The following is a 16,908-nucleotide window of genomic DNA, read 5'->3' on the forward strand; positions in this document are numbered from 1 at the left end:
AACAGCTGAGCACCGCCTCGGCGAGGTGGACCGTCCGACCGCCCGGACGTCGGATATCCGCGCCGATCGCGCCGACACCTGGCACCATGGGAGAACCGAACCACGCACAACTAGGAGCATCGTCATGAGCACGCACCGACTTCCCCTTTCCGGTGTGCGAGTCCTCGAACTCGGCAACTACATCGCCGCACCCACCGCCGGGCGGATGCTCGCGGACTTCGGCGCCGAGGTGATCAAAGTCGAACGCCCCGGCACCGGCGACGAACTGCGCAACTGGCGGCTCAAGGCCGGCGACACCTCGATGCTCTACCGCACGATCAACCGCAACAAGAAGTCCGTCGTGCTCGACCTGCGCAGCGACGAGGGACGCGAGGCCGTGCTCGAACTCGTCCGCCGCAGCGACATCCTGCTCGAGAACTTCCGCCCCGGCACCCTCGAGAAGTGGGGACTCGGCCCCGACGTGCTCGAGGAGGCCAACCCCGACCTCGTCTTCGTGCGCATCTCCGCCTTCGGCCAGACCGGACCGATGTCGTCGCGCCCCGGATTCGCCGCCGTGGCCGAAGGCTATTCGGGCTTCCGCGAACTCGTCGGCGATCCCGACCGCCCACCCGTGCGCGTGGGCATCTCGATCGGCGATTCGATCGCCGGCATGCAGGCGGCCTTCGGCGCCGTGATGATGCTCTTCGACCGACAGCGGCAGAAGATCGCCGGAGCCGCCGAGGCGGTCGTCGGATCCGCGCACAGCTTCGAAGGCAAGGGCCCGCTGTCGGAGCGGACCGTCGACGTCGCGCTCAACGAGGCGATGTTCTCCGTGATGGAATCCCTCGTTCCCGACTACTCCGCTTTCGGCGAGGTCCGCACCCGCACCGGCGGTCGGATGGAGGGCATCGCGCCGTCGAACGGCTACCTCTGCGCCGGCGGGAAATCCGTGGTCATCGCCGGCAACGGGGACGGAATCTTCCCGCGGCTGATGACGGCGATCGACCGTTCCGACCTCGCCGAGGATGCCGACCTGCAGACGAATGCCGGCCGTTGGCAGCGGCGCGACGAACTCGACGAGGCGATCGGCGAGTGGTGCGCCGAGCGTTCAGTTGAGGACGTCGTCGAGGCCCTGGAAGAAGTGGGTGTTCCGGCCGGGCCCATCTACACGGCCGAAGACCTCGTCGCCGATGAGCAGCTCGCCGCACGCGGAATGATCCAGAACCTCGACGTGTCCACCGGCGAGGAGGTCCTGGAGGACGTCGCGTTCCCGGGAATCACTCCGGTCATCGGCGGTGAATCGATCGCGATCGACCACCTCGGGCCCGACTTGGGCGAACACACCGACGAGGTGCTGTCGTGGCTGGGGCTGAGCCCAGATCAGGGAGCTGCCCCGGAGTCGGACCAGGACAGCAGCGAGGACTGAGCACAGACGACCGTGCCACGGCTGTCTTCGAATACCTCTTCCGGTGAGGACCGCCCAGGTCTACTCTTATGCCATGGGCGAGCTGAGGTACTCGATCAACGTCACCGTCGACGGCTGCTGTGATCATCGCGTGGGAGTCATCAGCGATGATTTCCATCGCCATCATGCGAACAATCTCAAGCGTGCCGACGGGCTGATCTTCGGTCGCATCACCTACCAGATGATGGAAGACGCCTGGCGCCGGCCCGAAGGTGACACGACCCCGGAAGAAGACCTCGACCCGTTCGTCGCAGCCATCGACCCGGCCCGCAAATACGTCGTCTCGAGCACCTTGGACAGCGTCGACTGGAATTCCGAACTCATCCGCGGCGACCTCGCCACCGCCGTCCGCGAGCTCAAGGAACGATCCGTGACGGGACTCGCAGTCGGGGGAGTGACGTTGCCGCTCGCGCTCGCCGAACTCGGCCTCATCGACGAATTCGAATTCGTCATCCACCCCTGCATCGCCGGCCACGGACCGTACCTCTTCGCTGGCATGAGCGACGTCGTCGACCTGGAACTCGTCGACCGCACCAAACTCGAATCGGGGCACGCGATCCATACGTACCGGCCGAAGAACCTAGCGTCCCGATAGACGGGACTGAACACAGGCAATTCTCCCCGACCTCTCATATGCCGAACAAAGCTTGTTCCCTGGACTGAGCGCGTTATATAACGAGAGTGGAGTCGCGCATGGTCGCGCGGCGACGAATCGTTTCCCGTTCAGCGGGAGCCTGCGTGAAGGAGTCCCATGGTCCGGCCCACTTCCGTCGATATCCTCGACACCACTCTGCGCGACGGGCTGCAGATCGAAGAAGCCATCGTGCCCACCGATGTCAAGGTTGCCCTGGCCGAGAAGCTCATCGGCTCGGGACTCAAGCACATCGAAGTTGGCTCCTTCGTCAATCCGAAGAAGGTTCCGCAGATGGCCGACACCGACGAACTGCTGCGCCGTCTGGCACCGCACGAGGCCGACGGGGTCGAGTTCTTCACCCTCGTATTCAACCTCAAGGGCGCCCAGCGGGCCGTCGACGCAGGCGCCAAGAACATCAAACTCGTGCTCTCGGCCTCCGAGGGGCACTCGAAAGCGAACTCCGACGCCTCCATCGCCGAGGCCTCCGACCGACTCATGGACGCCGCCGTCTTCGCCCGTGACCAGGGACTGCGCTTCGACATCACGACCGCCGTGAGTTTCATCTGCCCCTTCGACGGGATCACCGAGGCGGACCACCTCGTCGAAGTCCTCCGCCCCTTCGTCGATGCCGGAGCCCACGGAGTCGGAGTCGCCGACACCATCGGCAACGCCAACCCGTCGCTGGTCCGCCGCAACACCTCGGCGGTCCTCGAGGCCTTCGCGGACAAACCGGTCAACCTCCACCTCCACGACACATATAACTTCGGAATGGCCAACGTCATCGCCGCCCTCGACCTCGGGATCGCGAACTTCGACGCGGCCATGGGCGGACTCGGCGGCTGCCCATTCGCGCCGGGCGCTGCCGGCAACATCGGCACCGACGACCTCGTCCACCTCCTCCACCGCGAAGGCGTGGCCACCGGCGTCGACGTCGACGCGCTCACCGAGGTCCGCGAGCCCCTCATCGCCGCCGTCGGGCACAACCTCACCTCGAGCCTGTCCGACATTCCCGCCACCCCCGCGGTCTTCGACGACCGGTTCGCGGCCGCCTCGGCGAAGGCCTGAAACGACCACCGAGATGACCACCGAACACGCACCCGCAACGACCCCCGAACCCCTGCCGCTCGAAGGCATCCGCGTCATCGAGTTCTCCCACATGGTCATGGGGCCCAGCTGCGGGATGATCCTGGCCGACCTCGGCGCCGAGGTCATCAAGATCGAACCCCGCGGTCCCGGCGACAAGACCCGCTACCTGCCCGGGTCCGGATCCGGTCTTTTCCCCGCGTTCAACCGCAACAAGCACAGCGTCCAACTCGATATCGCCGAGGCGGCCGACCGTGACCGCGTCCTCGACCTCATCGATTCCGCCGACGTCCTCCTCGAGAACTTTCGCGTCGGCAAAATGGACTCGATCGGATTCGGATACGAGGAGTTGTCCGCACGGAATCCCGGACTCATCTACTGCTCCCTCAAGGGGTTCCTCTCCGGTCCCTACGGGAACCGGGCCGCCCTCGACGAGGTCGTGCAGATGCTCGGCGGACTGGCCTATATGACCGGCCCTCCCGGGCAGCCGCTGCGCGCCGGCGCCAGCGTCAACGACATCATGGGCGGAATGTTCGGAGTCATCGGCATCCAGTCGGCACTGCGGGTGCGCGAGACCACCGGCCGCGGAAAACTCATCAACTCCGCACTGTTCGAGAACAACGCGTTCCTCGTCGGCACGCATATGGCGCAGGCACAGATCAGCGGCGAACCGCCCCGACCGATGCCGACCAGGCAGGCCACCTGGGCCGTCTATGACATCTTCCGCGACGCCGCCGACAACCAGGTCTTCGTCGCCGCCGTCTCCGACGGGCAGTGGCGCGACCTCTGCGACGAATTCGGGCTGACGGGGCTCGCCGCCGACCCGGACATGCTGACCAACCAGGGCCGAGTCGACCAACGCGACCGCATCCATTCAGAACTCCAGCAGGCACTGTCCCAGCTGAGCCTGGCCGAGATCGAAGAGAAGTGCACCCGGCGCGGACTGCCGGTCGCCCCGGTCAATACTCCCGCCGACCTCACCGACGATCCGCACCTCGTCGCCTCCGGAGCGCTCGCCCACACCGGGCTGCCGACGGGCGTAAGCGTCGATGTGCCGCTGCTGCCGCTGACCTTCGACGGGAACCGGCTCGGCCTGCGCAGCGATGTGCCGGAACCGGGCCGCCACAACAGCCACTACCGGGACGGCCCGGCAGTGCCGACGGGCCCACCGGTCGACGGACCTCAGCCCGACGAGGGCCGCCTGGGCTGACGACCAGCGAGCATCAGATCACCCGCCGGCACCAGCAACCCGCTTCACCAACCACCACCGATAACCGAACACACAAAGGGACAGCTCATGCGATCAACGACGATCACACGCACACGGACGGCCGCCTCGGCGAAGGAAAAGACGACGCGTGCCCGCAGGCGCGCGGCGACGATCGGGGCCGTGCTCGCCTCGGTCGCCCTCGTCGCCACCGCCTGCGGAAACAAGGCACAGCCCCCGGGCGAGGGCGGCGACTATCCGAAGGGGCCGGTTTCGGTCACCGCTCCGGCCGAACCCGGATCCGGCTGGGACACCACCGCACGTGCCCTCGTCGAGGCGCTGCAGAAGGAAGACATCGTCTCCACCCCGCTGCCCGTGCAGAACAAACCCGGCGGCACCGGCTGCTCCTGGCTGACATCGATGATGCAGCAGGAGAAGGGCAAGGACGACCAGATCGCCATCACCTCCCTGGCCAGCCAGACGATGAAGGCTCGCAACCTCTGCGAATACGGCCCCGAGGACGCAACCCTCATCGCCACCCTCTACGTCGAGGACTTCATGGTCGTGACCCCGAAGGACGGGGACTTCAAGGACCTCGACTCCCTGGTCAAGGCACTCAAGGACGACCCGCAGAAGGTCACCGTCGCGGCCGCCGGAGACGACACTCTGCCCTTCGCCCTGTTCGCGAAGGAAGCCGGCGTCGACCCGGCCGATATCAACTTCGTCAACTACGACGGCGGCGGAGAGCAGACGACCGCGATGCTCAACGGCGATGCGAAGGTCGCCATCGCCGGAATGAGCGAGTTCCGTTCCGTCATCGAAGCCGGTGACATCGAACCGCTCGTCACCTTCGCCCAGGAACCGCTGGCGGCTCCCTTCGACAAGGTGCCCACCGCGAAGGACTCCGGCTACGACGTGACCCTGGGCAACTGGCGCGGAGTCTACGGACCCGCCGAAATGCCGCAGGAAGCCGTGGACTTCTGGGCCAAGGCGCTCGAAGACGTGAGCAAGTCCGGCGCCTGGCAGGAGACGCTGAAGAACAACCAGTGGGCCACCGAGTTCCACACCGGTGACGACGCCCAGGCCTACGTCGACGACGCGGCCAAGACGGTTGCCGAAGGCGTCAAGGAGACCGACCTGGGCAACAGCAAATGACCGCTCACCGCACCGACCTCATCACCGGCGGCGCCATCGCCGTCATCGGCGCGGTGTACTACATCGCGACGTTCTCCATCCAGGAGACCGCGAACATCGTCACCCCTCGCACCTTCCCCGCCATCGTCGGGATCGGGCTCATCGTGCTCGGGCTCTTCCTCGCCGGGCAGGCCATCGTCCGGCACCGGAGGGACACCCTCGCCGAGGCGGGGCCCGGGTCCGCGGAATCCGCTGAGTCGGCAGGATCCGCACGCACGAGCGCGGCGGGGGATGGGGACGGTGCGGCCGCCTCGGCGGGGGAATCCTCCGTGGAAACCGCGGGCCGATCCTCCGGTGAGGACGGGGTCGGCGGGATCGTGCTCGAAGCGCCGCCGGAACCGCAGCTGCGGAAGGTCGTGTTCCAGTTCGCGCTCTTCTTCGTCTACCTCGCGATCCTCATCCCGGTTGGATTCCTGCTGTCGACGGCGGCGTTTCTGATGGGGCTGACCAGCATCTATGCGCCGGAGAAGTGGATCCGCAACCTCATCTTCTCCGTCGTCTTCGCCGGCGTGGTCTACGCGGCGTTCGTCTACGGGCTCGCGGTGTACCTGCCCGTCGGGATCCTGGGTTAGGGGGCGGACATGGACACTCTCATCGATCTGGGAGGCGGCTTCGCCTCGGCGCTCGAGCCGGTCAGTCTTGCCTTCGCCCTCCTCGGCGTGCTGCTCGGCACAGTCGTCGGAGTGCTGCCGGGAATCGGTCCGATCTCTGCGATCGCGATCCTCATTCCGGTCTCCTTCGGCATGGAGCCGGTGCACGGGCTCATCCTGTTGTGCGGAATCTACTACGGGTCGATGTACGGCGGCTCGATCACCGCCACGCTCATCAAAACCCCTGGTGAGGTCTCCAGCGCGGTGACCGCGATCGAAGGCTACGAGATGGCTCGCCGTGGACGGGGCAAGGCGGCCCTGGCGACCGCGGCGATCGGATCGTTCCTCGCCGGAACCCTGGCGATCATCGGTTTGACGTTCCTCTCGCCCGTCCTTGTCAAGCTCGCGAACGTCTTCGGCGCCACCGAATACTTCCTGCTCATGGCCACGGCTCTGCTGCTCGCGTCGACGATGTCGGCGGGTTCGCGGGCCAAGGCGCTCATCTCGATCTTCATCGGTCTGGCCGTGGGCCTCATCGGCCTCGACTTCCAGACCGGGCTGCCCCGGCAGACGTTCGGGATGAGTCTGCTCTCCGACGGAATCGACTTCACGATCTTCGCGATGGCGCTCTTCGCTATCCCCGAGGCGATCCGGAACCTCGCGCTCGGACGTGGGGCCAAGGACGAGATCCAGAGCTTCGGCAACGACAAGTGGATGACGAAGCAGGACTGGCAGCGGTCGGCCGGGCCCTGGGCCCGCGGTTCCGTCGTCGGGTTCATCATCGGCATCCTGCCCGGAGTCGGTCCCTCGCTGGCTTCGTTCATGTCCTACATCATGGAGAAGCGGATCTCGAAGCGACAGGACGAATTCGGTCACGGCGCCATCGAAGGTGTGGCCGGTCCGGAGGCGGCGAACAACGCCGGTGTGGGCGGTGCGATGATTCCGCTGTTCAGCCTCGGCATCCCGGGATCGGCGACGACGGCGCTGCTGCTCTTCGTGTTCACGATGTATGGTCTGCAGCCCGGGCCGCTGATCTTCCGTGACGAGACCGGTCTGATCTGGACGATCATCGCGAGCATGTACATCGGCAACCTCGCGCTCATCATCCTCAACCTGCCGCTGGTCGGGGTGTTCGTGAAGCTGCTGAAGATGCCCAAGGAGATCCTCTTCTCGTCCATCCTCGTGCTCGTGGTCATCGGCGCCTACGCCATCGAATTCAGTCTGTTCGGGCTGATGATGCTCGGCATCTTCGGCGTCATTGGCTACCTCATGGAGAAGGGCGGGATCCCTTTGGCCCCGGCGATCCTCGCGCTCGTGCTCGTGCCGCTGCTCGAGGACAACTTCCGGCGCATGCTGCAGATCTCCGGCGGATCGTTCGCGCCCCTGGTCACCAGGCCGGTGTCGCTGTCGATCATCATCCTCATGGTGGCAGGCATCATCGGACCCATCATCTTCCGGTGGTGGGTGTCGAGGCGGAAGCTGCTCGCCGACGTGACGGTGTCGTGAAGGACGAAATGAAAGCAACGACTGACAATCCACCGCCGGAGATCGGCGTCATCGACCGCAGCGCGGCCATCCTCGCAGTCCTCCAGGACTCGCCGATGACGGCTGCAGAAGTGTGTCGCCGCCTCGGCTATTCGAAGTCGACGACCTACCGGCTGCTCACCGACCTGCGGGCGCACAAGTTCATCATCCGTGACTCCTCGGGGCTGTTGCGGTTGGGGCCGTTCCCGGGCCGGCGCAATATCGCCACGACGAATTCAGTGCTCGAGCATCTGCGGACGATGACCGGGGAGTCCGTGCAGCTGTGGGTCCGGGTCGGTGAGGACCGCGTGTGCGTGCGCAACGTCGAAGCCGATCATGAGCTGCGCGTCTCCCGCGGAGTCGGGGCAGTGCTCCCGCTCGTCGACGGCGGCTCGGCGGCCCTGGCGCTGTGCGGGCCGGGAAACCCAGCGGAGTTCTACGCGACGAAGCAGGCACGGGTGGCCGGGACCGCCTCGGCGAGCGTGGCGTTCACCGTCGGGGCGATCGTGTTCGCCCTTTGCGTGTCCTACCCGCTGACACGGGAGCCGGACAACGTCGCCGGCGCCTATCGCAGCCTGCTCAGCCGGGCCGCCGTCGAGCTGCGGGCGCTGCTCGACGGCAGTGAGGAGCTCGAAGTGCTGCGCGATATCGCCCGGTTGGCGCTGGGCGCGCGGAAGCAGGCGGGGGAGTAAGGCTGTTCCCTCCTGCCGGAGGGTGCGAGTGCCCGCTCAAGCGCCGATACCTGTGGGGAGAGCAAGCATTTCCGGTGGGGGCCTGGGCATCAGCGGGAGAAGAATGTCGGTTTCAGCTCGGAATCTCTGCATTCTTCTCCCTAGAAATCCTGAAGGATCTGCCTGACGACCCGGTTCTGGCGGGAAGTGCAGGTGGCGTCACTCGTGCGTTGAAGAACTGTGGACGGATCCGGACTCGCGTATCGGCGCCCTGTGGAGACGTCAGCGGCGTCCACAGTGCGGAAGCCGCTGCCTTGCGGTCGGGAGCGTATCCGACTCTCCTACTGGTCATGGACCTCCTCATCGAGCATCGCAGCTACCCGTCACTCTTCAGAACCAGTGAGGCCGAGGAACGGGGAATCAGCCGGCATCATCTGCGGTATGACCCGCGTTTCAGCGCCGTCACGGCGGGCATTCACCGGGATGAGGTGAGATGTGTCGAGCACCCGACTCCGAGCTGGGCCGACGAGAAGTGGATGGAGGAGAGCCTTCGGCTCAGGGCGATGACCATGGTCGTTCCCAGGATCGTCGCAGGGGGTGCCACGGCCGCGCGACTGTTCGGTTTGCCACTGCCGCACAGACTCATCGATGAGCACCTGCACCTGGTCACTTTCGACCCGGACAGGAAGGTGGCGCGGAAGGGGACGACCGTACGCCGACACGCGCGTGAGGAAGCCGGGTACTGGCTTGAACTGCCGATGCATTCGCCTGTCGGGGTCTTCCTTGATCTCAGCGCCGAGCTGACCCGCGACGAGCTCGTTGCCCTCGGTGATGCGATCGTCGGCGGATGGCACGGTCCGCCGCTGTGCAGCCTCGAGTTCCTGAGGACGAAGAGCACACAGCGGAATTACCTGAGGCAGCGAGCGCAGGTCGCATCAGCATTGTCACTGATCAGGGAAGACGTTGACTCGCCGCAGGAGACGAACCTTCGACTGTGGGCAATGAGCCGTGGGCTGCCGGAACCTGTGGTCCATCCACGGGTCTACTGTCGTCTGCTCAACCGCACGGTCGAGCCGGATTTGGGCTATCCCCACGTGAAGTTGGCGCTCGAATACGAAGGTGAACACCACCTGCTGTCCAAATCACAATGGGCAAGTGACATCGCCAGGGACGAGGCTCTGCGGCACGAGGGCTGGGAGGTGCTGAGGGTGACGAGCCAGATGAGCAGGGCGGAGCTTGAGCGGAAGATTCGGTATCACCTTGAGCAGAAGGCTGGCCGTGGCGGCAGGTAGCAGGTGGTTCTCCGGAGCCGAAGGGGTCCGATTCTGCGGGAGCAGAATGTAGATTTTCGAGCCGTGAAACGACAATCTGTTCCCGCTGATTCGGGGAACCATGTGTGCGACCCCGAGCGTCGCTACGATGACGCCAAATGAACGGCAACGCTTTCGCAGCGGCTGACCGCTTCTAGTGTGGGTATCTGGGCGCAATGACCCGGTGAACACTCGAGGAGAGGACCCCCTTATGACCACACGCATCGCCGTCGTCGTCGGCAACCCGAGCCCAAATTCGCGAACCCGCCAAGTTGCCGAAGACCTCGCCGCCAAGATCGCCGAGGTGACCGGATCCGAGATCGACGAAACCATCGAACTCGCCGAGGTGACCGACCAGATCTTCGAGTGGAAGTCCGACCGCCTCAACACACTCACCGAGCGTCTGGCCACCGCCGACTACGCCGTCATCGCCACGCCGACCTATAAGGCCAGCTACACCGGACTGCTCAAAGCCTTCCTCGACCGGTACGACGCTGGCGGTCTGCATGGGCTGACCGCGATCCCGGTCTTCACCATCGGGTCCCCGGCGCACACGCTCGCGGTGGAGACGACCCTGCGTCCGCTGCTCGTCGAACTCGGCGCCAGCGTGCCGACGAAGGGCCTCGCGTTCCCGACCGCGAAGTTCGATGAGCGTTCGAGTGTGCTCGACGAATGGGTCGACAGCCAGAAGGCGTACCTGCCGCAGAGGTGAGCCTTCAGCTTGGCGAACCTGCAGCGGCTCAGTGCAGGGGCCGAGCTATTGCAGGTTCACCAAGCTGGTGAGTTGGCCGGCGCCAGGAACGTGGTGCGGGCCCGCTGAACGCATCAGCGGGCCCGCACGGCTGTCTCGGCGGATGAGGTCGTCCCGATCGGGGACGGCCGCCTCGGTGGGGGATCAGTCGATCTGCAGCTCGCCCATCGCATCCCAATCGTCGCCGTCGATCTGACGGGAGATGATCTTCGGGGTCGCTGTCAGTGCTGAGTGCATCGGCCCGCCCGTGGCGGTCGCGGCCTGGAAGTGGTCGGACTTCACATGCGCTTCGGCGGCATCGTCGTCGAAGGCTTCGACGAGGACGTACTCGTTCGGGTCATCGAGGCTGCGCGACCAGTCGAACCATTTGTTGCCCGGTTCGGCACGGGTCGCCTCAGTGAACTCGCGGGTCAGCTCGGGCCACTGGTCGGCCAGTTCGGGCTTGACGGGGAACTTTACGACGATGAAGATCATGTCTTCTTCCTTCTCTCTGTGGTTGTTCTCTCGGGTGGAGATGTGGGTGTGGCGGTGTCGGTTTCTGCTCTCAGCGACAACGTTACGAGAACTGCATTCCGCCGTCGACGAGCATGGTCTGTCCGGTGATGTAATCGGAGTCCTCGCTGGCGAGGAACGACACGAGGTTCGCGACGTCCTCGGGCACGGACACCCGACCCATGAGGATGTCACCAGCATATTTCTTGATCGCCTCACCTTTCGCCAACCCCTCCTCGGCGGCGAGTTTCTCATCGATGAGATCCCACATCGCGGTGCCGACGATGCCGGGCCCGTAGGCGTTGACGGTGATGCCGTGCTTGGCCCACTCCATCGCCGCGCCCTGGGTCAGTCCGCGCACCGCCCATTTCGTCGCCGAATACGGTGACAGCAGCGCGAAGGGACGGAACGCGACGATCGAGGCGGCGCCGATGATCTTGCCGCCGTTGCCCTGCTCGATCATCTGCTTCGCCGCAGCCTGATAGGACAGGAAGACGCCGGTGAGGTTGACGTCGACGATCTTCTCGAAATCGGCCTTCGAATAGTCGATGAGAGGTTCGACCTGGGCGATTCCGGCGTTCGCGACGAAGACGTCGAGCTTGCCTCCAGCGTCCACGGCAACCTCGACGAGGCGGCTCAGCGATTCCTCGTCCGTGACGTCCACCTCGGCGGCGGTGGCCTTCCCACCTGCGCTTTCGATCGTGGTGACGGTCTCCGCCACGCTGTCGTGCATGGTCGGCAGGTCGGCGACGATGACAAGATGCCCATCGGCTCCGAGCCTCTGGGCGATGCCCTGACCAATTCCCCGACCGGATCCCGTCACCACCGCGACGCTGTTGTTCGTGCCCATTTCTCCTCCTTGAGTTCTCAACTGTGAGTGAGCACGATCATTCTCAGCTCAATCGCAGTCAGTAAGACACGGTTCTTCTCATATGGCGATAAAGTGACAGTTCACCCATGTGTTCACGCGTGTTCGGCGGCGGGGAATGCGCGGCTCCAACGTGCTCGACTCACGGGTGTTCGGCGACGGGGACGGTGACCGAACCGCCGCGCAGGTAGCTCGACGCCAGGCCCGCATGCTCTCGCAGGGTCGACTCGACCAACTTCGCCCGTCCCGTCATCTTCGATGAGGGAGTGCTGACCGCCATCGCCCCGACCTGCATCCCCGTGCCATTGCGCACCGGCACGGCCGCGCAGGTCTGACGCGGCAGGAACTCCTCGTGCTCCCAGGCGATTCCGCGGGTGGCCACCTCGGCGAGATGGGGATCGAGAGCCTCCCGACTGATCATCGTCTGCGGAGTCAGCACCTGCATTCCCCGCGCCTCGAGGTAGTCGGTGCGCTGAGGTTCGGGCATTCCGGCCAGGAGGATCTTGCCGAAGGCGGTGGCGTGCGCCGCCTCGTGGAAGCCGAAGCGCAGAGGCCGCAGGCGCGGATGCTTCTCACAGTCGGAGCAGTAGGTGAGGATGATGTCCGAACCGCGATAGATCGCGAAATAGGCGGCGGTGCCCAACGACCGATGGAGCTGATCGGTGATCTGCCGGATCGGATGCGGAGCAACGAGGCGCTGCTGGAACGACAGCCCGAGCTCGAAGCACTTCGGGCCGAGCTCGAACCGTTTGGAGTCCTTGAGGTAGACGAGATACCCCGCTGAGGCGAGCTCGTTGAGGAGCCGGTAGACGGTCGGCAGCGGGATCTCGAGACGGGAGGCCACGGTCTTCGCGGCAGCACTGCCCGAAGCGGCGACGGCTTCGAGAACGGAGAAAGTTCGTTGGATCACGGCACTGTTGGACACGCGGTCTCCTGACTGTGCGATCGCCTCGGCGGTGGGCATCCGGCCGCGGCCGCCGGACCGGTGACGGAGACGGCCGGGCGGGAACGGTTGTGGGTGCGGGACGGTGGGGCCGCCTCGACGATCGACTTTTTCATGTGGTGAGAATGAGGATAGTCCATGGTGTCGCCGGTTACATAGGTTGCTCATGTCAGGACAGTGGCGGGCGTGCGTCGATGCCGCCGGCCGAGTGGAGCAAAGGAGCATCCGATGGCATTCCCTGCAAAATACCCATCGCTGAATGCGATGGAGATGACGGACGAGGCGAAGCAGACCCTCATCCGAGTGCTGCGCGTGGCGTTCCCGCACGCAGACTTCCCCGACGGGCCGTATGTGCGCACCGCGGAGAAGATCCTCATCGCCGCCGATGAGGAGACCTGGTTCCGGGTGGCCCTCATCCAAGGGCTGTTGTCGTTGGATCAACTCTCCGACGGGGACTTCTGCGGACTCGACGACGATTCCGCGCTCAAGGTGCTGCGCCGGGTCGAGTCCACCGAGTTCTTCGGCTTCGTCCGGCGCACCGCCGTGCTCAACCTCTATGACGATGTCGAGGTGTGGGAGACGCTGGGCTATGAAGGGCCGTCGTTCGACAAGGGCGGCTACATCAACCGTGGTTTCGACGATCTCGACTGGCTGCCCGAACCGAGGATCCTCTATCCCGAGGACGAGCCGATTCCCGAACTCGGTGACGGGGCCACAGGTGTTCGCAGCGGCGGTTTTGCCGGTGACGAATCGACCAATCAGCCCGCGCCGCAGAGCGTCGAGATGGGTGAGGTGAAGAAGTGATGGCACAGAACCAGAACGCAGGCCGCAGCGTGACCGGATACAGCGTCGATCCGGACGAGGAGGCCGTCGTCATCGTCGGCTCCGGCGCCGGTGGGGGAACGCTGGCCTACGAGCTCACCGCGAAGGGCATTCCCGTCGTCGTGCTCGAGGCCGGGCCGTATCTGCGCAACGAGGACTACGTCAATAACGAATGGGAAGCCTTCAACCAGATGGCCTGGCTCGATCCCCGGACGACGACGGGATCGTGGCGGATCGCCCGCGACTTCCCGAACCTGCCGGCCTGGATCGTCAAGGCCGTGGGCGGGACGACGACCCACTGGTCGGGCGCGACCCCACGCTTCAAGAATCACGAGTTCAAGGCCCGCAGCGTCTACGGCCGCATCGACGGCGCCAACCTCCTCGACTGGCCGATCACGCTCGAGGAGATGGCCCCGTACTACGACCGGGCCGAGAAGGCGATGGGATCGACCCATGTCCACGGGCGCCCACCGCTGCCGGCGAACAACAACTACAAGGTCTTCGCCGGAGGGGCGAAGGAGGTCGGCTACAAGTTCTACGCCACCGGCCCGTACGCCACGAACGCCGAAGAGTACGACGGCCGGCCCGCCTCCATCCAGGACGGCTTCAACTTCCAGGGCGATAAGAACAGATCCAAATGGTCGACCCTGGTCAGAGAGCTGCCGCGGGCTGCGGACACCGGTCTCCTCGACCTTCGACCCGAGTCCCAGGCAGTGCAGATCACACACGATGCGAACGGTCGCGCCGACGCCGTCCTCTACCTCGACAAGGACGGCAGCCTGCACCGTCAGGCTGCGAAGCTCGTGTGCGTGGCCGGCAACTCGATCGAGACGCCGAGGCTGCTTCTGCTGTCCGGCACACCGTCCTTCCCCGACGGGTTGGCGAATTCCTCCGGCCATGTGGGACGGAACTATATGCGCCACCTGACCGGCACCGTCTGGGGTCACTTCGACAAGCCCGTTCGGATGTACCGCGGGGAGACGATGGCCGGAGTCATCGCCGACGAGTCGATCCATGATCCCGACCGCGGATTCTCCGGTGGTTACTACATGGAGACGATCTCGCTGGGCCCGGCATTCATGGCCTCCTTCGTCGAACCCGGCGGGTGGGGACCGGACTTCGCGGCACTGCTCGACCGGTACCTCAACACCGCGGGAATGTGGATCGTCGGTGAGGACATGCCGCAGGAGAACAACCGGGTGACGCTGAATACGACGGTCAAGGACACGAACGGACTGCCCGTGCCCAACGTCCACTATGACGACCACGCCAATGACCTCGCGATGCGCGAACACGCCTACGCCGCAGGTCAGAGAGTCTACGAGGCGGTCGGAGCGCAGACCTCCCACCACACTCCGCCGTACCCGTCGACACACAACCTCGGCACCGCGCGGATGAGCGAACGCCCCGAAGACGGAGTCGTCGACAAGTGGGGCCGGACCCACGACGTGAAGAACCTCTTCATCTCCGACGGATCTGTCTTCACCACCGGCGCCGCGGCGAACCCGACCCTGACGATCGTAGCGCTGGCGATCCGGCAGGCCGAATACATCGCCGAGGCGCTGCGGACCGGGGAGGTGTGAGGCTAGGTTTCGGCTGATCGTCTGGGTGGTTGCCACTCCGCGGCCGGCCTCGGCTTGGTGAAACTACAGCAGATTGGCCCAGGGGCCGAGCTGCTGCAGTTTCACCGAGCTGGTGAGAGGCACTCACCTGCATCGGCCTGCGCTGCAAAAAGTGCCCTGCCGCGCGGCACCCTCGGCAGGAGGCCCCATAGGATGAAAGGGAGACCGACTCAGGAGGAGACTGCCCGTGGCACGTACCGTCTACTACACCGCGACCACGCTCGACGGGTTCATCGCCGACCCGAATGACTCGCTCGAATGGTTGCTGCGCCAGACCGAAGAACCGCCGGACGACGGGTTCATCGACGGAGTCGGCGCAATCGTCATGGGGGCCACGACGTACGAATGGGTGCTGCGCAATCTCGACGGGCCGTGGCCCTATGAGGTTCCCGCGTGGGTGATGACCCACCGGAAGCTCGGCCTGCCCGAAGCCGGGAAGGACGGGATGACACCCGACATCCGGTTCGCCAAGGGATCGGTCTCCGACCACTACTTCGAAATGTGCACCGCCACGGGCGACCATGACCTGTGGGTGATGGGCGGCGGCGACCTCGCCGGACAGTTCGCCGACGAAGGCCTTCTCGACGAGATCATCACCTGGACCGCACCGGTGGTTCTCGGCAAGGGACGTTCACTGTTGCCGCGCCGCCTCGACCTCGAACTCATCGAGGTCGGGTCCAGCGCCCCGTTCGTCATCGCCCGCCACCGAGTCATCGGCCCCCTCCTCGAAGACAGCCCTGCCGAATGATTCCCCTCGCCGAGGTGGGACGACGTTCCGTGCGGGAGGATCCCTAGTACGGATGGTCGGGGCCGCCTCGGCGAAGGAATCGATGAATCGTTCGTAAGGGTGGGCCGCCTCGACGAGGTTCATCCGGATATCGGGCACCTCTGGTGGGCGGTCGGATTCCGTGATTCGATGCAGTCATGACTGCTGCGATTGAGAATCATCGGGCCCGCCTGCGCGCGGGCGAGATCTACAACGGACTGTGGATGATGTCGACGAGTCCGGAGCTGGCGAAGGCCGGGGCGGCGGTCGGGTTCGACTATGTCTGCCTCGATCTGCAGCACGGGCTGGTGCGGCCGACCGACGTGCTGCGGCTGACCGATGCGGTGCGTGCCAGCGGGGACGCGCTCGTCACGGCGCGGGTCGCGGCGAACCGATTCACGGAGATCGGGGCGCTCGCCGACGCCGGAGTCGAGGCGATCATCGTCCCGCTCGTTTCCTCGGTCGACGAGGCGCAGGCCGCCGTGGCTGCGCTCGACTATCCCTCGCGGGGCGGGGATCGTTCGTGGGGGCCGACGTACGAGATCATGCACGACGCCGTGCAGGACACTCGGGACGAGAGGCCTCTGCTGTTCGTCATGATCGAGAACGAGGAGGGCCTGGCCGCGGTCGAGGACATCTGCGCCGTGCCGGGAATCGACGGAGTCTATGTCGGTCCGGCCGACCTCGCGTTCGCCGTCGGCGCACTGCCCGGCCAGCCGAACGAGGCCCACGCCGAGGCGCTCGTGCGGATCCGCACTGCCGCCGACGCTGCCGGAGTGGTCCCGGGAATCCACTGCGGAAACGGCGAGGAGGCGAAGCTGCGCAAGGAACAGGGCTTCCGTTTCATCACCTCATGTGGTGATTTGGGTGCGGCGGGCCGAGCCTTCCGCGAGGACCTGGGCGCAGCCCGGGGATGAAACTTTCCCCAATTACTACCTGACGGCGGCTCAGCAACCTCGCGCGAGGTATCTGGGCCGCCGTCAGGTA

At 65.4% G+C, this 16,908-nt stretch carries 17 protein-coding genes; 14 read left to right on the forward strand and 3 right to left on the reverse strand.

Going from position 1 to position 16,908, the window contains the following annotated elements; genetic code table 11:
• Positions 1-124: 124 nt before the first annotated feature.
• The 10 genes from GUY30_RS00870 (at position 125) to GUY30_RS00915 (ending at position 10,369) form a co-directional block, all read left to right on the forward strand.
• Complete coding sequence (locus GUY30_RS00870; RefSeq protein WP_167193285.1) at positions 125-1,405, forward strand: CaiB/BaiF CoA transferase family protein; 1,281 nt, start codon at positions 125-127, stop codon at positions 1,403-1,405.
• A gap of 73 nt (positions 1,406-1,478) precedes the next feature.
• Entirely contained in the window at positions 1,479-2,039 is a 561-nt protein-coding gene (locus GUY30_RS00875) for a dihydrofolate reductase family protein (RefSeq protein ID WP_167193286.1), read from the forward strand.
• 156 nt (positions 2,040-2,195) lie between these two features.
• A complete protein-coding gene (locus GUY30_RS00880) occupies positions 2,196-3,143 on the forward strand; it encodes a hydroxymethylglutaryl-CoA lyase (RefSeq protein ID WP_167193296.1) in 948 nt (315 codons plus the stop codon).
• 13 nt (positions 3,144-3,156) lie between these two features.
• Positions 3,157-4,371, forward strand: a complete 1,215-nt coding sequence (locus GUY30_RS00885; protein WP_167193297.1) for a CaiB/BaiF CoA transferase family protein — start codon at positions 3,157-3,159, stop codon at positions 4,369-4,371.
• A gap of 87 nt (positions 4,372-4,458) precedes the next feature.
• Positions 4,459-5,523 carry a Bug family tripartite tricarboxylate transporter substrate binding protein gene (locus GUY30_RS00890; RefSeq protein WP_167193299.1) on the forward strand — a complete coding sequence of 355 codons (1,065 nt, stop codon included), beginning with the start codon at positions 4,459-4,461 and terminating at the stop codon, positions 5,521-5,523.
• On the forward strand, positions 5,520-6,134 hold the full coding sequence (locus GUY30_RS00895) for a tripartite tricarboxylate transporter TctB family protein (RefSeq protein ID WP_167193302.1): 615 nt from the start codon (positions 5,520-5,522) through the stop codon (positions 6,132-6,134). Before GUY30_RS00890 ends, GUY30_RS00895 begins: the two co-directional genes overlap by 4 nt.
• Before the next feature lie 9 nt (positions 6,135-6,143).
• A complete protein-coding gene (locus tag GUY30_RS00900; RefSeq protein WP_167193303.1) occupies positions 6,144-7,658 on the forward strand; it encodes a tripartite tricarboxylate transporter permease in 1,515 nt (504 codons plus the stop codon).
• Positions 7,659-7,666: 8 nt separating this feature from the next.
• Positions 7,667-8,368, forward strand: coding sequence for a helix-turn-helix domain-containing protein (locus GUY30_RS00905; RefSeq protein ID WP_167193305.1), 702 nt, complete (start codon positions 7,667-7,669; stop codon positions 8,366-8,368).
• 329 nt (positions 8,369-8,697) lie between these two features.
• Positions 8,698-9,639, forward strand: coding sequence for a putative endonuclease domain-containing protein (locus tag GUY30_RS00910; protein WP_167193307.1), 942 nt, complete (start codon positions 8,698-8,700; stop codon positions 9,637-9,639).
• 229 nt (positions 9,640-9,868) lie between these two features.
• Positions 9,869-10,369 (forward strand): NADPH-dependent FMN reductase, encoded by a 501-nt coding sequence (locus GUY30_RS00915; protein ID WP_167193309.1) that lies wholly within the window; start codon positions 9,869-9,871, stop codon positions 10,367-10,369.
• A gap of 183 nt (positions 10,370-10,552) precedes the next feature.
• Here GUY30_RS00915 and GUY30_RS00920 read toward each other — a convergent pair whose 3' ends face one another.
• The 3 genes from GUY30_RS00920 to GUY30_RS00930 all read right to left on the reverse strand — a co-directional run bounded on the left by GUY30_RS00920 (position 10,553) and on the right by GUY30_RS00930 (position 12,693).
• The gene (locus GUY30_RS00920; RefSeq protein WP_167193311.1) at positions 10,553-10,882 is read right to left on the reverse strand and encodes a putative quinol monooxygenase; all 330 of its coding nucleotides are present in this window, start codon (positions 10,880-10,882) and stop codon (positions 10,553-10,555) included.
• An 82-nt stretch (positions 10,883-10,964) separates the two neighbouring features.
• Positions 10,965-11,750 (reverse strand): SDR family oxidoreductase, encoded by a 786-nt coding sequence (locus tag GUY30_RS00925; RefSeq protein ID WP_167193312.1) that lies wholly within the window; start codon positions 11,748-11,750, stop codon positions 10,965-10,967.
• A gap of 160 nt (positions 11,751-11,910) precedes the next feature.
• Positions 11,911-12,693, reverse strand: coding sequence for an IclR family transcriptional regulator (locus GUY30_RS00930; protein WP_167193314.1), 783 nt, complete (start codon positions 12,691-12,693; stop codon positions 11,911-11,913).
• A gap of 246 nt (positions 12,694-12,939) precedes the next feature.
• Between GUY30_RS00930 and GUY30_RS00935 the strand changes: the two genes are divergently transcribed.
• The 4 genes from GUY30_RS00935 to GUY30_RS00950 all read left to right on the forward strand — a co-directional run bounded on the left by GUY30_RS00935 (position 12,940) and on the right by GUY30_RS00950 (position 16,838).
• Complete coding sequence (locus GUY30_RS00935; protein WP_167193316.1) at positions 12,940-13,515, forward strand: hypothetical protein; 576 nt, start codon at positions 12,940-12,942, stop codon at positions 13,513-13,515.
• Positions 13,515-15,116, forward strand: coding sequence for a GMC family oxidoreductase (locus tag GUY30_RS00940; RefSeq protein WP_167193318.1), 1,602 nt, complete (start codon positions 13,515-13,517; stop codon positions 15,114-15,116). The genes GUY30_RS00935 and GUY30_RS00940 overlap by 1 nt, the downstream gene beginning before the upstream one ends.
• A gap of 226 nt (positions 15,117-15,342) precedes the next feature.
• A complete protein-coding gene (locus tag GUY30_RS00945; RefSeq protein ID WP_167193320.1) occupies positions 15,343-15,903 on the forward strand; it encodes a dihydrofolate reductase family protein in 561 nt (186 codons plus the stop codon).
• A gap of 176 nt (positions 15,904-16,079) precedes the next feature.
• Positions 16,080-16,838, forward strand: a complete 759-nt coding sequence (locus GUY30_RS00950; protein ID WP_167193322.1) for an HpcH/HpaI aldolase family protein — start codon at positions 16,080-16,082, stop codon at positions 16,836-16,838.
• The last annotated feature ends 70 nt before the right edge of the window (positions 16,839-16,908 follow it).

The sequence above is a fragment of the Brevibacterium pigmentatum genome (assembly GCF_011617465.1).
Lineage (GTDB): Bacteria > Actinomycetota > Actinomycetes > Actinomycetales > Brevibacteriaceae > Brevibacterium > Brevibacterium pigmentatum.

Excerpts from the sequence above, each read along its gene's own strand:
- GUY30_RS00870 (WP_167193285.1), top strand. The coding sequence starts at position 125 with ATGAGCACGCACCGACTTCCCCTTTCCGGTGTGCGAGTCCTCGAACTC.
- GUY30_RS00875 (WP_167193286.1), top strand. The coding sequence starts at position 1,479 with ATGGGCGAGCTGAGGTACTCGATCAACGTCACCGTCGACGGCTGCTGT.
- GUY30_RS00880 (WP_167193296.1), top strand. The coding sequence starts at position 2,196 with ATGGTCCGGCCCACTTCCGTCGATATCCTCGACACCACTCTGCGCGAC.
- GUY30_RS00885 (WP_167193297.1), top strand. The coding sequence starts at position 3,157 with ATGACCACCGAACACGCACCCGCAACGACCCCCGAACCCCTGCCGCTC.
- GUY30_RS00890 (WP_167193299.1), top strand. The coding sequence starts at position 4,459 with ATGCGATCAACGACGATCACACGCACACGGACGGCCGCCTCGGCGAAG.
- GUY30_RS00895 (WP_167193302.1), top strand. The coding sequence starts at position 5,520 with ATGACCGCTCACCGCACCGACCTCATCACCGGCGGCGCCATCGCCGTC.
- GUY30_RS00900 (WP_167193303.1), top strand. The coding sequence starts at position 6,144 with ATGGACACTCTCATCGATCTGGGAGGCGGCTTCGCCTCGGCGCTCGAG.
- GUY30_RS00905 (WP_167193305.1), top strand. The coding sequence starts at position 7,667 with ATGAAAGCAACGACTGACAATCCACCGCCGGAGATCGGCGTCATCGAC.
- GUY30_RS00910 (WP_167193307.1), top strand. The coding sequence starts at position 8,698 with ATGGACCTCCTCATCGAGCATCGCAGCTACCCGTCACTCTTCAGAACC.
- GUY30_RS00915 (WP_167193309.1), top strand. The coding sequence starts at position 9,869 with ATGACCACACGCATCGCCGTCGTCGTCGGCAACCCGAGCCCAAATTCG.
- GUY30_RS00920 (WP_167193311.1), bottom strand. The coding sequence starts at position 10,882 with ATGATCTTCATCGTCGTAAAGTTCCCCGTCAAGCCCGAACTGGCCGAC.
- GUY30_RS00925 (WP_167193312.1), bottom strand. The coding sequence starts at position 11,750 with ATGGGCACGAACAACAGCGTCGCGGTGGTGACGGGATCCGGTCGGGGA.
- GUY30_RS00935 (WP_167193316.1), top strand. The coding sequence starts at position 12,940 with ATGGCATTCCCTGCAAAATACCCATCGCTGAATGCGATGGAGATGACG.
- GUY30_RS00940 (WP_167193318.1), top strand. The coding sequence starts at position 13,515 with ATGGCACAGAACCAGAACGCAGGCCGCAGCGTGACCGGATACAGCGTC.
- GUY30_RS00950 (WP_167193322.1), top strand. The coding sequence starts at position 16,080 with ATGACTGCTGCGATTGAGAATCATCGGGCCCGCCTGCGCGCGGGCGAG.